10 protein-coding genes are annotated in these 15,877 nt (G+C 52.4%); 1 reads left to right on the top strand and 9 read right to left on the bottom strand.

The genetic code is table 11. The annotated features are described in order from the left end of the window. Nucleotides 1–305 precede the first annotated feature (305 nt). Nucleotides 306–1,046, top strand: a complete 741-nt coding sequence (gene pflA, locus AL515_RS09440; RefSeq protein WP_003035751.1) for a pyruvate formate lyase 1-activating protein — start codon at nt 306–308, stop codon at nt 1,044–1,046. A 43-nt stretch (nt 1,047–1,089) separates the two neighbouring features. Here the strand turns inward: pflA and AL515_RS09435 are convergent, their stop codons facing one another. The 9 genes from AL515_RS09435 to ftsK all read right to left on the bottom strand — a co-directional run bounded on the left by AL515_RS09435 (nt 1,090) and on the right by ftsK (nt 15,806). Continuing rightward, complete coding sequence (locus tag AL515_RS09435; protein ID WP_005123567.1) at nt 1,090–2,511, bottom strand: amino acid permease; 1,422 nt, start codon at nt 2,509–2,511, stop codon at nt 1,090–1,092. Between the two features lie 216 nt (nt 2,512–2,727). Continuing rightward, nucleotides 2,728–3,876 (bottom strand): MFS transporter, encoded by a 1,149-nt coding sequence (locus AL515_RS09430; RefSeq protein WP_005123568.1) that lies wholly within the window; start codon nt 3,874–3,876, stop codon nt 2,728–2,730. A 331-nt stretch (nt 3,877–4,207) separates the two neighbouring features. Further along, on the bottom strand, nt 4,208–5,071 hold the full coding sequence (locus AL515_RS09425; RefSeq protein ID WP_005123569.1) for a dimethyl sulfoxide reductase anchor subunit family protein: 864 nt from the start codon (nt 5,069–5,071) through the stop codon (nt 4,208–4,210). 1 nt (nt 5,072) lies between these two features. Continuing rightward, the gene (locus AL515_RS09420; RefSeq protein WP_005123570.1) at nt 5,073–5,690 is read right to left on the bottom strand and encodes a DMSO/selenate family reductase complex B subunit; all 618 of its coding nucleotides are present in this window, start codon (nt 5,688–5,690) and stop codon (nt 5,073–5,075) included. A 10-nt stretch (nt 5,691–5,700) separates the two neighbouring features. After that, entirely contained in the window at nt 5,701–8,145 is a 2,445-nt protein-coding gene (gene dmsA, locus AL515_RS09415) for a dimethylsulfoxide reductase subunit A (RefSeq protein WP_061067613.1), read from the bottom strand. Nucleotides 8,146–8,381: 236 nt separating this feature from the next. Next, nucleotides 8,382–9,674, bottom strand: coding sequence for a serine--tRNA ligase (gene serS, locus AL515_RS09410; protein ID WP_003836908.1), 1,293 nt, complete (start codon nt 9,672–9,674; stop codon nt 8,382–8,384). Between the two features lie 92 nt (nt 9,675–9,766). After that, nucleotides 9,767–11,110 (bottom strand): replication-associated recombination protein RarA, encoded by a 1,344-nt coding sequence (gene rarA, locus AL515_RS09405; RefSeq protein ID WP_048212145.1) that lies wholly within the window; start codon nt 11,108–11,110, stop codon nt 9,767–9,769. 10 nt (nt 11,111–11,120) lie between these two features. Next, the gene (gene lolA, locus AL515_RS09400) at nt 11,121–11,732 is read right to left on the bottom strand and encodes an outer membrane lipoprotein chaperone LolA (protein ID WP_003831898.1); all 612 of its coding nucleotides are present in this window, start codon (nt 11,730–11,732) and stop codon (nt 11,121–11,123) included. 111 nt (nt 11,733–11,843) lie between these two features. After that, nucleotides 11,844–15,806, bottom strand: a complete 3,963-nt coding sequence (gene ftsK, locus AL515_RS09395) for a DNA translocase FtsK (protein ID WP_061067612.1) — start codon at nt 15,804–15,806, stop codon at nt 11,844–11,846. Between the last annotated feature and the right edge of the window lie 71 nt (nt 15,807–15,877).

Here is a 15,877-nt window from a genome sequence, read left to right as displayed (position 1 = left end):
TTTGACTGAAATCGTACTTTAAAAAGCGTACAATAAAGGCTCCACGTAAGTGGGGCCTTTTTAATAGCCTGCTTTGTCAGCTATCTATACTTATATACTCGATGGATTTCGAGTTGCATTGAGGCAGCAACGGAGTGAATCCCCTGGAACGTACAGAAGTACGTGACTGGGGTGAGCGAAGGAAGCTAACAAAGATGCAGCTTGAAAGACGAAAAGTATGGATATCAGCCAAAACAGACTCGACACAGTTAATAACTGTGCACTAACACTGGCCCCGGATGGGCCACACCTGGAGAAACACCGCAATGTCAGTTATTGGTCGCATTCACTCCTTTGAATCCTGTGGCACTGTAGATGGCCCGGGCATCCGTTTTATTACCTTCTTCCAGGGCTGCCTGATGCGCTGCCTGTACTGCCACAACCGTGACACATGGGATACGCACGGCGGTAAAGAAGTCACCGTCGATGAATTAATGAAAGAAGTCGTGACCTATCGTCACTTTATGAACGCATCCGGTGGTGGCGTAACGGCATCCGGCGGAGAGGCCATTCTCCAGGCTGAATTCGTCCGTGATTGGTTCCGTGCCTGTAAAAAAGAAGGGATTCATACCTGTCTTGATACTAACGGTTTTGTTCGCCGTTACGATCCAGTGATTGATGAACTGCTGGAAGTCACCGACCTGGTGATGCTCGATCTGAAACAGATGAACGACGAGATCCACCAGAACCTGGTCGGCGTATCTAACCATCGTACGCTGGAGTTCGCTCGTTACCTGTCTAACAAAGACATCAAAGTGTGGATCCGCTACGTTGTCGTGCCTGGCTGGTCCGATGACGATGATTCAGCACACCGTTTGGGCGAGTTTACCCGTGATATGGGCAATGTCGAAAAAATTGAACTGCTGCCATACCACGAACTTGGCAAACACAAATGGGTGGCAATGGGTGAAGAGTACAAACTCGACGGCGTGAAGCCGCCGAAAAAAGAGACCATGGAGCGCGTGAAAGGTATCCTTGAGCAGTATGGTCACAAAGTGATGTACTAAGCTTTGTGGTGGGTAACGAGCCTGTTACCCACCACATTTCCCCTTAACGCCCTCTTCTTGCCAGCAGCGGGAAAATCAATCCCAGCCCAACCAGCACAAACGGCGTCACAATGTTCAACGTGAGCTGGAATGTCCACTCTGGAGTAAAGGCTTCCATTTTCGGAAAGATCCCCGTGAGGCAAGCAAACGCAGTAAACGCAAAACACCAAATTCCCACCGTCATCGCCAGAGAGCGGTTACGAATGAAGACATATTCCGGTTTATATTTCTGCGCCAAACGAATAACGGCAATAAATGCCACAAACACCCACAGATAGCGCAGAGGCATCACCACTGAATTCAAATTCAGTAGCCATTTATACAAATTGTTCATGTCTCCGATACCCAGCGTTGGCAACATAATCAAAATGGCCACCAGCACCAGTGTCAGAATATAGCCATTCACCGGTGTACCAGAGGCATTGGTTTTACACAGGCTTTCAGGGATATATTTGCGATCAGCATCGCCCAGTAAAACTTTAAGCGGAGCATCAATAGAAAACACCAAAGCCGCAATTTGACCTAACGTGTTGGCAACTGCATAAATAACCATCAATGTGTTACCCATGCCGTAATACTCCCCGAGTTTCTGGAAAGCGTAATACTGGCCATTAGTCATTAAGTCATCAGGAATATGCTGAGAGTCAAACATCATCCCCATTGCCAGAGAACCCAGGATCGCGCACACCGCCACCATAACCGCCAGAACTAACATCCCTTTCGGGAACTCTTTGCCAGGGTTACGCGTCTGGTTAACGTATGGAGAGATTTTCTCCGCGCCACCGACCGCAAAGACCAGCATCGAGATCGTTGTGATATAGGTAAAATCGATGTGCGGGATAAAAGATTCCCAGGTGATATTGGTTGTGGCGATTTGCACATCAGTAATCGCCGGGGCGGTGACGGCCATTACGACATACAGAATGGACATCACAAACATCGCGATCCCCGCAACCGATCCAACGATTTTAAGCGATTTCATGCCACGGGATGCAACCCACATGAAAAAGACAAACAGCGCTAACGTCAGCCCCTGCAACGCCACCACGGTATACTCTTTAATCAGCGAACCATCGCCTTTCAGCGCCCACCCCAGCGCAATCAGAATAGCCTGTGGCTTTTGCGCCAGATAAGGGATATGCACCACCCAATAGGTCCACGCTGCGAGATAAGCCAGTCCCGGTCCCATTGTGTGTTTAATCCATGTACTAACCCCACCCTTACCGTCTTTAAACGTGGAGCCAAGTTGTCCGACAATCAGTGCATAAGGGATAAAATAGAGGGCGAAAATAAATATCCATGAAGAAACAACCACCAATCCCTGATTAGCATAGTTGTTTACAACGTTGCCGAATCCCCATACGGTAATAAAAGACATCAATGCGATGTTGTACCACCGCAATTGTTTTTCCTGCACACTTGCCATTGGCGATCCTTCGTAGACGCTATTTTTGATAATCAATAAATGAAGCGAGGGATTATGCGCGGTAAAATGGCCAAGCGGAAATGGCAGAATGTAAAACTATAATCTTCTGCACATTTTATTTTCAGGAAAGAATAGCGATGATTAAATAAAACAGGCTCCCATAAAGTATACATAAACAACATGTATGGGAACCTGTTTTTATCCTGTTAAATCAAATCAGATATGCGCCACAGAATTCGGTGTATGCCCTGTCTTACGCAGCAGCATCAGTAAATAAATAAACGATACGCTGGCAATCATGATAAACAGTAAACTGTCAGAATAATTTTGCATCAGCATGGCGGTAAATGACGGCCCAAGCAGGCTACCCACGGTATAGCTTAATAACAATGCCTGGTTCATAGCGACCAACTGATGATGTTCTACTTTCTCGCAGGCCCAGGCCATCGCAACCGGATAAAGGGTGAAACCTGCCGCGCCCAGCATAAACAATGCAGGTGCCATTGCCGCCTGATTCAGCATAGCGATACTCCCGACGATCACCACAAAGACCTGAACGCGCAAAACCAGCAAGCGACCTAACTTATCGGCCAGACGACCAATTGGCCATTGTCCCAGAATACCTGCACTGACCAGTACCGCCATCCAGAAACCAATGCTGGCATTGCTGACACCCTGATGGTTGAGGTACAGCGGCATCAGGCCATACAGCGACCCCAGCACAATCCCGGAAATAATGCAGCCATTCACGCCCAGACGCGCCTGGCGAAGCTTCAGCATAGAGACAATGGGGGTTGACTGTTGTTCATCACCCTGCTGATTCACAATGCGGGTAAAGAGCAACGGTAATACTCCGGCAAGGATAGTGCCGGTCACCCACGGCAGAACATTCATTAATTCTGTCGAGACTTTACTGACCAATAATTGTCCTAAAAACGTCCCTACGTAATAGACCATCATATAGGCGGCAAGTAAGCGTCCACGGTTACGCGACGTCCCGCTGCACATCAACGCACTTTCCACCACCACCCAGATCATGGCACAACCGATACCCGCAATAAAACGCCAGGTCATCCAGCTCCAAAAACCTACCATGACGCCCAGTCCGACACAGCCCGCAGCAAAAATAAGCGAGGCTATGTAATAGCTGCGGTTAAAACCGAGGTGTTTAATTAAGTACCCGGTCAGTAACGTCCCAACCAGATTTCCGGTGAAATAGGACGAACTGACCACTCCTACCTGCCAGGTTGGCAGATTTTCATGGGCGAGCCAAAGCGGGACGAGCGTGTTTAACACGGCGATCGCCAGGGTCAACAGAAGCAGCCCGCACAGCAATAGCATAACGGGACGGGTATAGGTGGACATGAATAAAAACCGTGAGGAAGTTCAAATTTCATGCGCATCATGCCACTGCAAAAAACATTGTCAATCGGCGCAATCAGGGGCCTGAGGCGCTTTCAGGGGGATCGATTCGTATTACTGATTCTTAATGCGGATTGATAAAAAATGGGAAAATACATCTATTTGTTTTAATTGATCTAAAACAAAATTGCCCCGCTACGTTCAGTCGAAAAAATTCATGGATAATAGGCATCTTTTATTTGTGGGATGACCATATTAACGCCTTATCCGACCTACACGTTCAGTACTGTAATGTGTAGGCCGGACAAGCGCGATGCCATTCGGCATTTTCAGGTTAGCTGGCGACCGCCATGCCGACCGTCATATGCAGACCATAGAACACGCCGCGGCCAATCAGCTCACCGACTAACAGCAGAATAAACGCGACGGAAAGCAGCGGTATTGCCGGCTGGTAACCTTTCACCTGCGGAACAATCCAGCAGCACAACGCTAAAGCCAGTGCCACAATCCGCCATGCCATCAGCGAACCGTAATCGGGCACCAGCGCAGATGCCTGCTGAATTGAGCTGTGGATTGTCGCCAGCTCGGCGCCCTGCATCACGGACATGATGCCGCTCACAACCAGCGCAAGCACTGAAATAGCAGGCAACAGTCGCATCGCCCAGCCGTCAATTCCGGCAACGCGTAATAGCAGATATCCCAGCAGCGGACCTCCCATGAACAACGTCAGGAAGAACCCAATCGGCGTCCAGACACTATACCAGGTAGGCACCGTATCAATAGTGTTATATACGCGCACCATCATCCAGACAAAAACTACGCCCAGCACCATGGTGAGAACTAACCACAGATTGCGTAATGCTGGTGACATTTTTTTCAACACCGCCAGTAACCAGCCAATACCACCAACGGCAAAGAAGATCGAGCCGCTGGCGATTTCGTTACTTAGCGCGGAAGAACCGACACGGTTGAGGGAGTTAAACGCCCGCATCGGTGAGCCCAGATGAAGCATGGAAGCAATAAAACCGATGCCCATCAATACCCACAGGCCAAACATGCAGGCAATCACACGCTGTTGTGAATCAGGGCGTAAGTCCCCTTTCATCAGCGCCAGCGCCAGAACGATAAAGCCACCCACAACACACTGCCCGAAAACAGTGAAGATCATCAGCGGCCATTCATGCCATCCACTTCCCATCTTACACCTCCTTCGGATTAGCCAGATAACCCGTGGTATCCCCGGTAGGGCGGCTATTGGCATTTGGTTTGATGACGATGCTCGGTTTGGTAAAGTGCGCGCCAGGGAGCGGCGCAACCGCGGCCAGGGTGCCGTGTTTTTTACGCAGTTCCTCTATCGGGCCGAAGTCCAGCGCACGCAACGGGCAGGATTCGACACAGATGGGTTTCTTACCCTCAGCAACGCGTTCATGACAGCCATCGCACTTGGTCATGTGTCCTTTGGCGGCATTGTATTGCGGCGCGCCATACGGGCAGGCCATGTGGCAATAGCGACAGCCAATGCACACATCTTCATCCACGACCACAAAACCATCTTCACGTTTGTGCATCGCGCCGCTTGGACACACCTTGGTACAGGCCGGGTCTTCACAGTGGTTACACGCAATGGAGAGGTAGTAGGCGAAAACGTTCTGGTGCCAGACACCGTTATCTTCCTGCCAGTCACCGCCGGCGTATTCGTAAATACGGCGGAAACTGACGTCAGGCGTTAAATTTTTGAAGTCTTTGCAGGCCAGTTCGCAAGTTTTGCAACCGGTGCAACGGCTGGAATCAATAAAAAATCCATACTGGGTTGTCATCGGTTACTCCTTACACCTTTTCAACCTGAACAAGGTTCGTATGTGATGGGTTCCCCTTAGCGAGAGGAGAAGGTCGCTGGGTCGTCAGCACGTTAATACAACCGCCCTGATCCACACGTTTCACATCCGGGTCATACCAGGCGCCCTCACCCAGCGCTACAACGCCAGGCATCATACGTGGGGTAACTTTAGCCTCAATATGCACTTCGCCACGGTCGTTAAAGATACGTACCTTGTCACCGTTGTTAATACCACGTCGTTGTGCATCCATCGGGTTAATCCACATTTCCTGGCGACAGGACGCTTTCAGAACGTCAACGTTGCCATAGGTCGAGTGGACGCGAGATTTATAATGGAAGCCCGTTAATTGCAGAGGGAATTTTTCCACCAGTGGATCGTTTAAGCTTTCAAAGCCCGGTGTATAAATCGGTAATGGATCGATCACATCGCCTTCCGGCAGTTCCCAGGTTGCAGCGATTTCTGCCAGCGCTTGAGAATAAATTTCAATCTTACCTGACGGCGTGGTAAGCGGATTGGCTTTGGGGTCCTCACGAAATGCTTTATACGCCACGTGATGTCCTTCAGGATCACGCTGCTTAAAGATGCCCTGCTTACGGAACTCTTCAAATGTCGGCAGTTCCGGTATAGCCTTGCGCGACTGTTCATACAGATGACGCATCCACTCTTCCTGAGTACGGCCTTCCGTGAACTGTTGCTCGACGCCAAGGCGTTTCGCCAGCTCGCTGGTCATTTGGTAGATAGTCTTGCATTCAAAGCGTGGTTTGATCGCCTGATCGGTGAAAATCACGTAGGACATATTCCCGCAAGATGCATCCAGCGCGAAGTCCATCTGCTCAGAGGCCGTACAGTCCGGCAGCAGAATATCGGCATATTTCGCCGAGGAGGTCATATGGCAATCGATAACGACGATCATTTCACACTTCTTATCATCCTGCAGGATTTCATGCGTGCGGTTGATATCAGAGTGCTGGTTAATCAGGCAGTTACCGGCATAGTTCCAGATCATCTTAATCGGAACATCGAGCTTATCCTTACCACGAACACCGTCGCGCAGCGCCGTCATTTCCGGACCACGCTCAATCGCATCCGTCCACATAAACATTGAGATACTGGTTTCGACGGGGTTTTCCAGCGTTGGCATACGCTCAAACGGTAAATCGTATGATCCCTCACGTGCACCGCTGTTGCCGCCGTTAATACCAACGTTACCGGTCAGAATGGCCAACATCGAAATGGCACGGGTCGCAATCTCACCGTTGGCGTGACGCTGCGGCCCCCAACCCTGGCTAATGTAGGCGGGTTTCGCGCTACCAATTTCACGCGCCAACTTAACAATTCGATCAGCAGGAATACCGGTTATCTGCGCGGCCCATTCCGGGGTCTTCGCGATACCGTCTTTACCCTGACCGAGAATATACGCCTTATAATGACCGTTCTTCGGCGCTCCCGCCGGGAGAGTTTTTTCGTCATAGCCCACGCAGTACTTATCGAGGAACGGTTGATCAACCATATTCTCGCTGATCAGTACATAGGCAATACCGTTAACCAGCGCTGCATCTGTACCCGGTCGAATGGGAATCCATTCATCTTCACGACCCGCACCGGTATCCGTGTAGCGGGGATCGATTATGATCATGCGGGCATTAGATTTCTGCCGCGCCTGTTCAAGGTAGTAGGTCACCCCACCACCGCTCATACGAGTTTCGCCTGGGTTATTACCAAACAGGACAACGAGCTTACTGTTTTCAATGTCAGACGGGCTGTTACCGTCAGCCCATCCGCCATAGGTATAGTTCAGTCCTGCCGCGATTTGCGCAGAAGAATAATCCCCATAGTGGTTCAGGTAACCGCCGCAACAGTTCATTAAACGTGCCACCAGCGTTTTACCCGGCGGCCATGAGCGCGTCATCGTGCCGCCCAGCGTGCCGGTACCGTAGTTCAGATAGATAGACTCGTTACCGTAGTCTTTAATCAGACGCTGCATATTGCTGGCGATGATATCGTAGGCTTCATCCCAACTGATGCGCTCAAATTTACCTTCGCCGCGTTTGCCGACACGCTTCATTGGGTATTTCAGACGATCGGGATTGTAGACGCGACGGCGCATAGAGCGCCCACGCAGACAGGCGCGTACCTGGTGCAGACCGTCATAGTTGTCATCACCGGTGTTGTCGGTTTCGACATACTTTATTTCACCGTCTACCACATGCATACGCAGCGGACAGCGGCTACCACAGTTCACCGTACACGCGCTCCAGATCACTTTCTCATTAATCTGTGTTGGATTGAGGGCTTCTGCGGCATTTGCGATACGGGTAAATGGCAGGGTAAACGCGCTACTGGCCACCGCCAGTCCGCCTATCGCCGTCGTTTTCACCAGACCGCGGCGACTAACCTCAGCTGCCAGTACGGCATCGGGGATCTTAGTTTTCATAGTGGCTCACTCTGCTGCTCACAATAAACAAAAAGGGAATGTTCGTTGTATAGTCGTTTATATATCGATGCTATCGTTATACAGACCGTTATATATCGAATTTATGCAAAGACAGAGATAAATACTGACTTTCATTCGAAGGCAGTATTACCACTAATGGAGTAAGGGTTATTGTCCGGCATCAAACGGGCGTAAAAAAAGCGCCCTGAGGCGCTTTTTTAGCAAGGAAAAATGACTTAACCGATGAATTCCAGGCCATTCATGTACGGACGTAATACTTCCGGTACCTGAATACGGCCATCAGCTTGCTGGTAGTTTTCCATAACGGCAACCAGCGTACGTCCCACTGCCAGACCAGAGCCGTTCAGTGTATGCACTAAACGTGTTTTCTTGTCAGATTTGCTACGACAACGCGCCTGCATGCGACGAGCCTGGAAATCCCACACATTGGAGCAGGAGGAAATTTCACGATAGGTATTCTGTGCAGGGATCCACACTTCCAGATCGTAGGTTTTGCATGCGCCGAAGCCCATGTCGCCTGTGCACAGGATGATCTTGCGATACGGCAGCCCCAGCAGTTGCAGGACCTTCTCAGCATGGCCGGTCATCTCTTCCAGCGCGTCCATCGAATCTTCCGGACGAACAATCTGCACCATCTCGACTTTATCGAACTGGTGCATACGGATCAGACCACGAGTGTCACGACCGTAAGAACCCGCTTCGGAACGGAAGCACGGCGTATGCGCAGTCATTTTGATCGGCAGCGCATCTTCGTCGATGATTTCGTCGCGTACCAGGTTGGTCAGCGGCACTTCCGCCGTTGGGATCAGCGCATAGTTGCTGCTGTCAGCTTCTTCATCCAGCGGACGCGTATGGAACAAGTCACCAGCAAATTTCGGCAGTTGGCCAGTGCCGTACAGCGTGTCATGGTTAACCAGATACGGGACGTAGTTTTCGCTGTAACCATGCTGCTCAGTGTGCAGATCCAGCATAAACTGAGACAGCGCACGGTGCATACGCGCGATCTGCCCTTTCATGACAACAAAACGAGAGCCGGTCAGTTTAACCGCAGCGGCGAAATCAAGACCCGTGTGCATTTCACCCAAGGTAACGTGATCGCGCACTTCGAAATCGAACTCGCGCGGTGTACCCCAGCGGCTGACTTCAACGTTGTCATTTTCATCTTTACCCACCGGAACTTCGTCCGCTGGCAGGTTAGGAATGGTCAGCGCAATATCGCGGATCTCGGCCTGTAAGGTATCAAGTTCAGCTTTCGCGGCATCCAGCTCTTCGCCCAGTTTGTTCACTTCCAGACGTAAAGACTCGATATCTTCCCCGCGCGCTTTTGCCTGGCCGATGGATTTCGATCGAGAGTTACGCTCTGCCTGCAGGTTTTCAGTTTGTACCTGCAGAACTTTACGACGCTCTTCAAGAGCGCGCAGCTTATCTACATCCAGCTTAAAGCCCCGGCTTGCCAGTTTTTCTGCGACTGCGTCTGGCTCATTACGCAGCAGATTGGGATCGAGCATGCTTATCCTGTGCTTATCGAATTAAAATAGGAGAAAGTGACCACAGCCTGCGGTCACAGGGATACATCGACAACATTACCGCAACGATAACACTAACGGTAGCGTTTTATAGGGCTATTTTGATCCTGTCCGGCGAGCCAGGCGAGCTTTTCGCCAATCTTGCCTTCAAGACCTCTGTTTGTCGGGTGATAATAGCGCGTTTGCGCCATTTCCTGCGGGAAGTACTCTTCTCCGGCAGCATAGGCATTTGGCTCATCATGAGCGTAACGATATTCCTGACCGTAGCCCATCTCTTTCATCAGCTTCGTCGGCGCATTACGCAGGTGGACAGGCACGTCGTAATCCGGACGTTCCCGGGCATCAGCCAGCGCGGCTTTAAAGGCGGTGTAAACCGCATTACTCTTCGGCGCACAGGCCAGATAAACAATCGCCTGAGCAATCGCGCGTTCACCTTCCGCTGGCCCCACGCGGGTAAAGCAATCCCATGCGGAAATCGCCACCTGCATGGCGCGAGGATCGGCATTGCCTACATCTTCAGAGGCAATCGCCAGACAACGACGGGCAACGTACAGCGGATCGCCGCCAGCGGTGATGATACGCGCATACCAATAAAGCGCCGCATCCGGAGCGCTTCCGCGAACTGACTTGTGTAATGCGGAGATGAGATCGTAAAAACGATCGCCTTTATTATCGAAACGCGCGCTGCGTTCACCAGCAATTTCAGTGAGCAACTCTGCTTTCAATACGCGCTTGCCGGAATCATCAACTTCGGCCATATCGGCCATCATTTCCAGCGTATTCAGCGCCCGGCGCGCATCACCATTAACCAGTTCGGCAATCGCCCGACGCGTCTCCGGCGGCAGTACGATATCCTGGCCGCCGTAACCCCGCGCTTTGTCTGACATCGCCTGGTCCAGCACCTGTTCAATATCGTCGGTGGTTAATGATTTCAGTAAGTAAACGCGTGCGCGTGACAGCAGCGCCGAGTTCAGCTCAAACGAGGGGTTTTCAGTGGTCGCGCCAATAAACGTGATGGTACCGTCTTCAATATGCGGTAAAAACGCATCCTGTTGGCTTTTATTAAAACGGTGAACTTCGTCCACAAACAGGATCGTACGCCGGCCAGCGTTACGGTTCTGACGCGCACGCTCAATCGCTTCACGAATTTCTTTTACACCAGACGTAACCGCCGAAATACGTTCAACATCGGCGTTGGCGTAACGGGCAATCACTTCGGCAAGCGTGGTTTTGCCCGTCCCCGGCGGCCCCCATAAAATCATGGAGTGCAGGTGCCCGGCCTCAATAGCACGTGGCAAAGGTTTGCCCGCAGCCAGCAGATGCTGCTGGCCGATATACTGCGCTAAATTTTCTGGCCGCATACGCGCGGCCAGTGGCTGAAAAGTATTATCAGAAAAGTCGAGCGACAGATTGCTCACTCACACGCCTCTACTTACGTTGATCGTCAACCGTTACACCTTGCGGCGGGGTAAAGGTGAATTTGGAAGGTTCGATCGCACCATTCTGCTGAGATTTCAGCTGATAGCTGCTGCGCTGATCGTCTTGTTCAACGGCGCTAAACTGGTGGATCGTCCCGTCACGCCCAACATTGATCGTAAACTGCTTCAGGTTACCGCTGCTGGTTTTAGGTGTCAGCACGAAATCATCGCCGTTTTGCTTAATGTTGTACTGCTGCCAGTCGCTGGCCTGGTTACGCGCGATCAGCATGAACGGCGTATTGCCCGTGGCGTCTTTCAGCCAGGTCGCCGTCGCCTGTTCAACAAACGGGTTAAAGAACCACAGCGTTTTCCCATCGGAAACCAGGATGCTTTCGTCAGGCTGTGTCATATGCCAGTTAAACAGATTCGGACGTTTAACCCATAAATCACCCTGGCCTTCCTGCACCGCTGCGCCGCTACCATCCGTTACCTTCTGGGTAAAACTGGCGTGGAAGCTGCTGACTTTATCCAGACGGCTTTTCAGGTCGCTGGCGGCGTCAGCCCAAACGCTGCTCACCACAAAGCTCGACAGTAATGCACAGGTGATTGCGATTCTTTTCATCGTTATTCCTCAAAATACGTCACTCCCAACGGGGAGCTCCTTCTGCTATCCATTTCAGGCCAAAAATCAGCATGAGGAAAGTAGAAAATACTGAATTACTTAACTTTGCAATCAATCAAAGGGCGGTGGAGCCAGCACTTCACGATTGCCATTATGTCCCTGCTCACTGACAATTCCCTGCGCTTCCATCTGTTCAATGATGCGCGCCGCACGGTTATAGCCAATGCGGAACTGGCGCTGGACGCCTGAGATGGAGGCTTTGCGCTTCTGGGTAACAAAATTCACCGCCTGATCGAACAGCGGATCCAGCTCTTCCCCACCGTCAAAACCACCACCACCACCTTCACTCTCGGTGTCTGAGGTGATGCCTTCCACGTACTGTGGACGACCACGCGCTTTCCAGTCCTGCACGACCGCGTGAACTTCCTCATCGCGCACAAAAGCACCATGTACACGCACTGGAATCGTTGAGTTTGGCGCAGAATAGAGCATATCACCCATGCCTAGCAGGGATTCAGCCCCCCCCTGATCAAGAATGGTACGAGAGTCAATCTTACTCGACACAGTAAACGCTATACGCGTCGGGATATTTGCTTTGATAAGCCCAGTGATAACGTCAACCGACGGACGCTGGGTTGCCAGCACCAGGTGGATACCTGCCGCACGCGCTTTTTGCGCCAGACGGGCAATCAGTTCTTCCACTTTTTTACCGACAGTCATCATCAGGTCAGCAAATTCATCGACCAGAACCACAATATACGGCTCTTTTTTCAGCACCGGATGGGTGACATCCATGCTATCGCCTGGTTTCCAGTACGGATCCGGGATTGGACGTCCCATACGATCTGCTTCCGCAATCTTCTCGTTGTAGCCCGCAAGGTTACGCACTCCCAGCGCTGACATCAGCTTATAGCGGCGTTCCATTTCATTAACGCTCCAGCGCAAGGCATTGGCTGCGTCTTTCATATCCGTAACGACTTCAGTCAGCAGATGCGGGATACCTTCATAAACCGACAGCTCGAGCATTTTCGGGTCGATCATGATAAAGCGAACATCTTCCGGCTGCGCCTTGTAGAGCATGCTGAGGATCATGGCGTTGACCCCAACAGATTTACCCGACCCCGTGGTACCTGCCACCAACAGATGCGGCATCTTGGCCAAATCGGCAGTCACAGGTTCACCAGCAATGTCCTTGCCGAGAACGACAGTAAGCGGTGACGGATTATCACGGAATTTCGCGTTATCCAGTACTTCACGCAGATAGACGGTCTGGCGTTTTTTGTTCGGTAACTCCAGTCCGACATACGGTTTACCAGGAATAACCTCCACGACACGAACTGCTGCGGTTGATAGCGAGCGCGCCAGATCTCGGGAAAGGTTAGAAATACGCGCAGCTTTAACACCCGGTGCCAGATTTAGCTCAAAACGGGTAATCACCGGTCCGGGCGAGTAGTTCACCACATCGGCTTTAATACGGAAATCAGCCAGACGCGCTTCCACCAGACGCGCCATTTGCTCCAGCGCGAATGTATCTATTGGCTCAACTTCCGCCGGTGGTGGGGTGAGCAGATCCAGCGATGGCAGCAGTGTCGTCGGACGCTGTACAGGGCGGCTGTCGCCATTACGCATCAATAACGGATGGATCAGGCTTTCCTGCGGCGGCGGTGTGACAGGCTGTGGCGGCTGCTGATAGTGCTGCTGCGGTGCGACAGGCTGCGGTGGCTGCTGATAATGCTGCTGCGGTGCGACAGGCTGCGGCGGCTGCTGATAATGCTGCTGCGGTGCAACAGGCTGCGGCGGCTGCTGGTAATGCTGCTGCGGTGCGACAGGCTGTTGATACTGTAGCGTAGGTTCCGGCATCACGCTGGGGGTAAACAGCGGCTCATGCGGCCCCTCATCCACTAACGCTTTCATTGGTGAGAATTCAAAATCATCAAGCGAGAATGGATTCGCCCCGGCAGGCTGTACGCCGGAATAACGTTGCTGTTGGGAAGAAGCGAACTGACGCGCCAGTTCCGCTTCTGCGGCTGAATCTTCGTCATCAGTGTGATTGGTATCATCCTGATACTCTTCGCCATAGCGGTGCTGCTGCGACTGGGCAAACTGACGCGCCAGCTCATCCTGCTGCATTGCATCAATTTCATCGTCACTGTATTGCGCGTCCGAATCAAGCTGCTCTTCGCGCGCTTTCTCTTCCGCCATACGTTGTGACGGCAACTTAATGCCATATGAAGCCAACTCACGGCGTGTCGGGACACGCACACGATTAGGGCGCGGCAGTTGAGGGCCAATTCCCTCTTTCACCTGCGGACGCGGCGCACCGCCACCCGCAAGGCTAAAGACAGGCGCTGCGGCAGCGGCTCCCGCTCCCAAAGCGGCACTTTTTACACCTGCGGCCAGCGGCGCAACGGCAGCAACAGACTCAACGGGAGGTATGGATGCTGTTGGCATAGACGGTGCAGCGGGTTTAACCCGCTCAGGCTCTTGCACGGGTTCTGGAATCGGCTGATACCAGGCAGCTAGCTGCTCACGCTCACGCGCGCGTTTTTCTTCCACTTCTTCAAAATAGTAGAGCGGTGGACGTGCTGGCTTCACCTCTTCAACGACAGGCTCAGGCTCGGCGACCGACGGCTGTTCCACCACGGGCTGCTGATGAACCACGGGTTGTTGCTGCACGGTGTCTTGCTGATAGACAGGCTGCGGTTCAAGCGGCGTACTCTGCTGGTAAACCGGTTCTGGTTGCCAGGCGGGCTCCACCACTGGCTCAGGTGCTTGCCACGGCATTGCCGGTTGCGGCATCGTCGGCTGTTCATAGCCAGCTTCGGCAACTGGCGGTACAGAATATGGCATCTGCGGTTCAACCGGGGCAGGTTGCTGCCAGGGTTCATAAGGCTGAACCGGCGGCTGCGCGTACTGAACGGGCTGTGGGTAACCTTCCGGCGCTGGCGCGATAACCGCTTCACCGGTTTGCGGAGCCGGTGCGGATTGCCATGCCACAGCAGGAGTGGGTTGCTCTAAAACGGTTCCCGGTACTGACGCAGGTTGCAACAGCGGGTCGACTGGCGCACTCCAGGCCTGAGTTGTCGCAGTGGCAGTGGCGGCCGCCGCCGCGGTGACCGGCTCAGTCACTGAATGGCCGTTTAATAGCGGGTCGAATTCATCGTATTCAGGCAATGTGGCACGATTGCCAGAGAACAACACATCGTCAGGATCGGCTACAACGCCACGCGCGCTGTATTCAATTTCGTCCTCATCATCCATGCGCTTGCCGGAGAACAGCGCGGCATCAGTGTGACGCCCAAGTGGATTGGTAAACTTCTCTGCCAGCCGTTTACGGCGCGCTAACGCTCCGCGCAGAATACGTGTCCGTCGGGATTCATGTGGGGTGCCATCAACGGCGTCGACCGACTCTTCATCATCTTCATATTCTTCGTCATCGACCCAGGTATCATCGCGACGAGTACGATTGCTGGCAAAAGTCAGAATATTCAGTAACCAGCCACCCAGTTTTTCGGCAATGCTCACCCATGACCAGCCAGTAAACAGCGTTAAACCCGCGGCCCAGATACATAACAGCGCAAGCGTACCGCCACTGCTGTGCAGCAGGGGTTGCAGCGTAGTACTGAGCAGGCTGCCAATAACGCCGCCAGAGGCAAAATACCAGATGTCATCGGCATTGATTGCGGCAAGCCCGCAAGAGGTGAGGATCAGCGCCAGAACGCCAATAATACGCAGCGATACGGCGAAGTAATCGACGTATTCGTCGCTGGCCTGATGTCGCCAGGCAAACCAGCAGCCACCGACGATTATCACGGGGATAGTGTAAGCCATGACACCAAAAATGAAGAACAGCGTATCCGCCAGCCATGCTCCGGGTATTCCGCCCAGATTATGGATAGGCTCGTGCCATGCGGTTTGCGACCAACTGGGGTCCGAAGGGTTAAAGCTGAGTAATGCTGCCATCAACCAGACGGCAAAAAGGGCAATAAGAATCAGCAACGCTTCCAGAAGTCGGCGCCCGCTGCTTAACTTCGTCAATGTGACGTCTTTGTCTTCAGTGTATTCCTGGCTCAAAAACGGCTCTCCAGGTTTCAGGCTTTTCCTGCCCGATGCTAAAACGGACAACAGCACCGGGTTACCCCGGC

The sequence above is a fragment of the Citrobacter sp. FDAARGOS_156 genome, from assembly GCF_001559235.2.
Lineage (GTDB): Bacteria > Pseudomonadota > Gammaproteobacteria > Enterobacterales > Enterobacteriaceae > Citrobacter > Citrobacter youngae.
The sequence above is the reverse complement of the archived record's forward strand: the minus strand, read 5'-3'. Positions and strand labels throughout refer to the sequence as shown.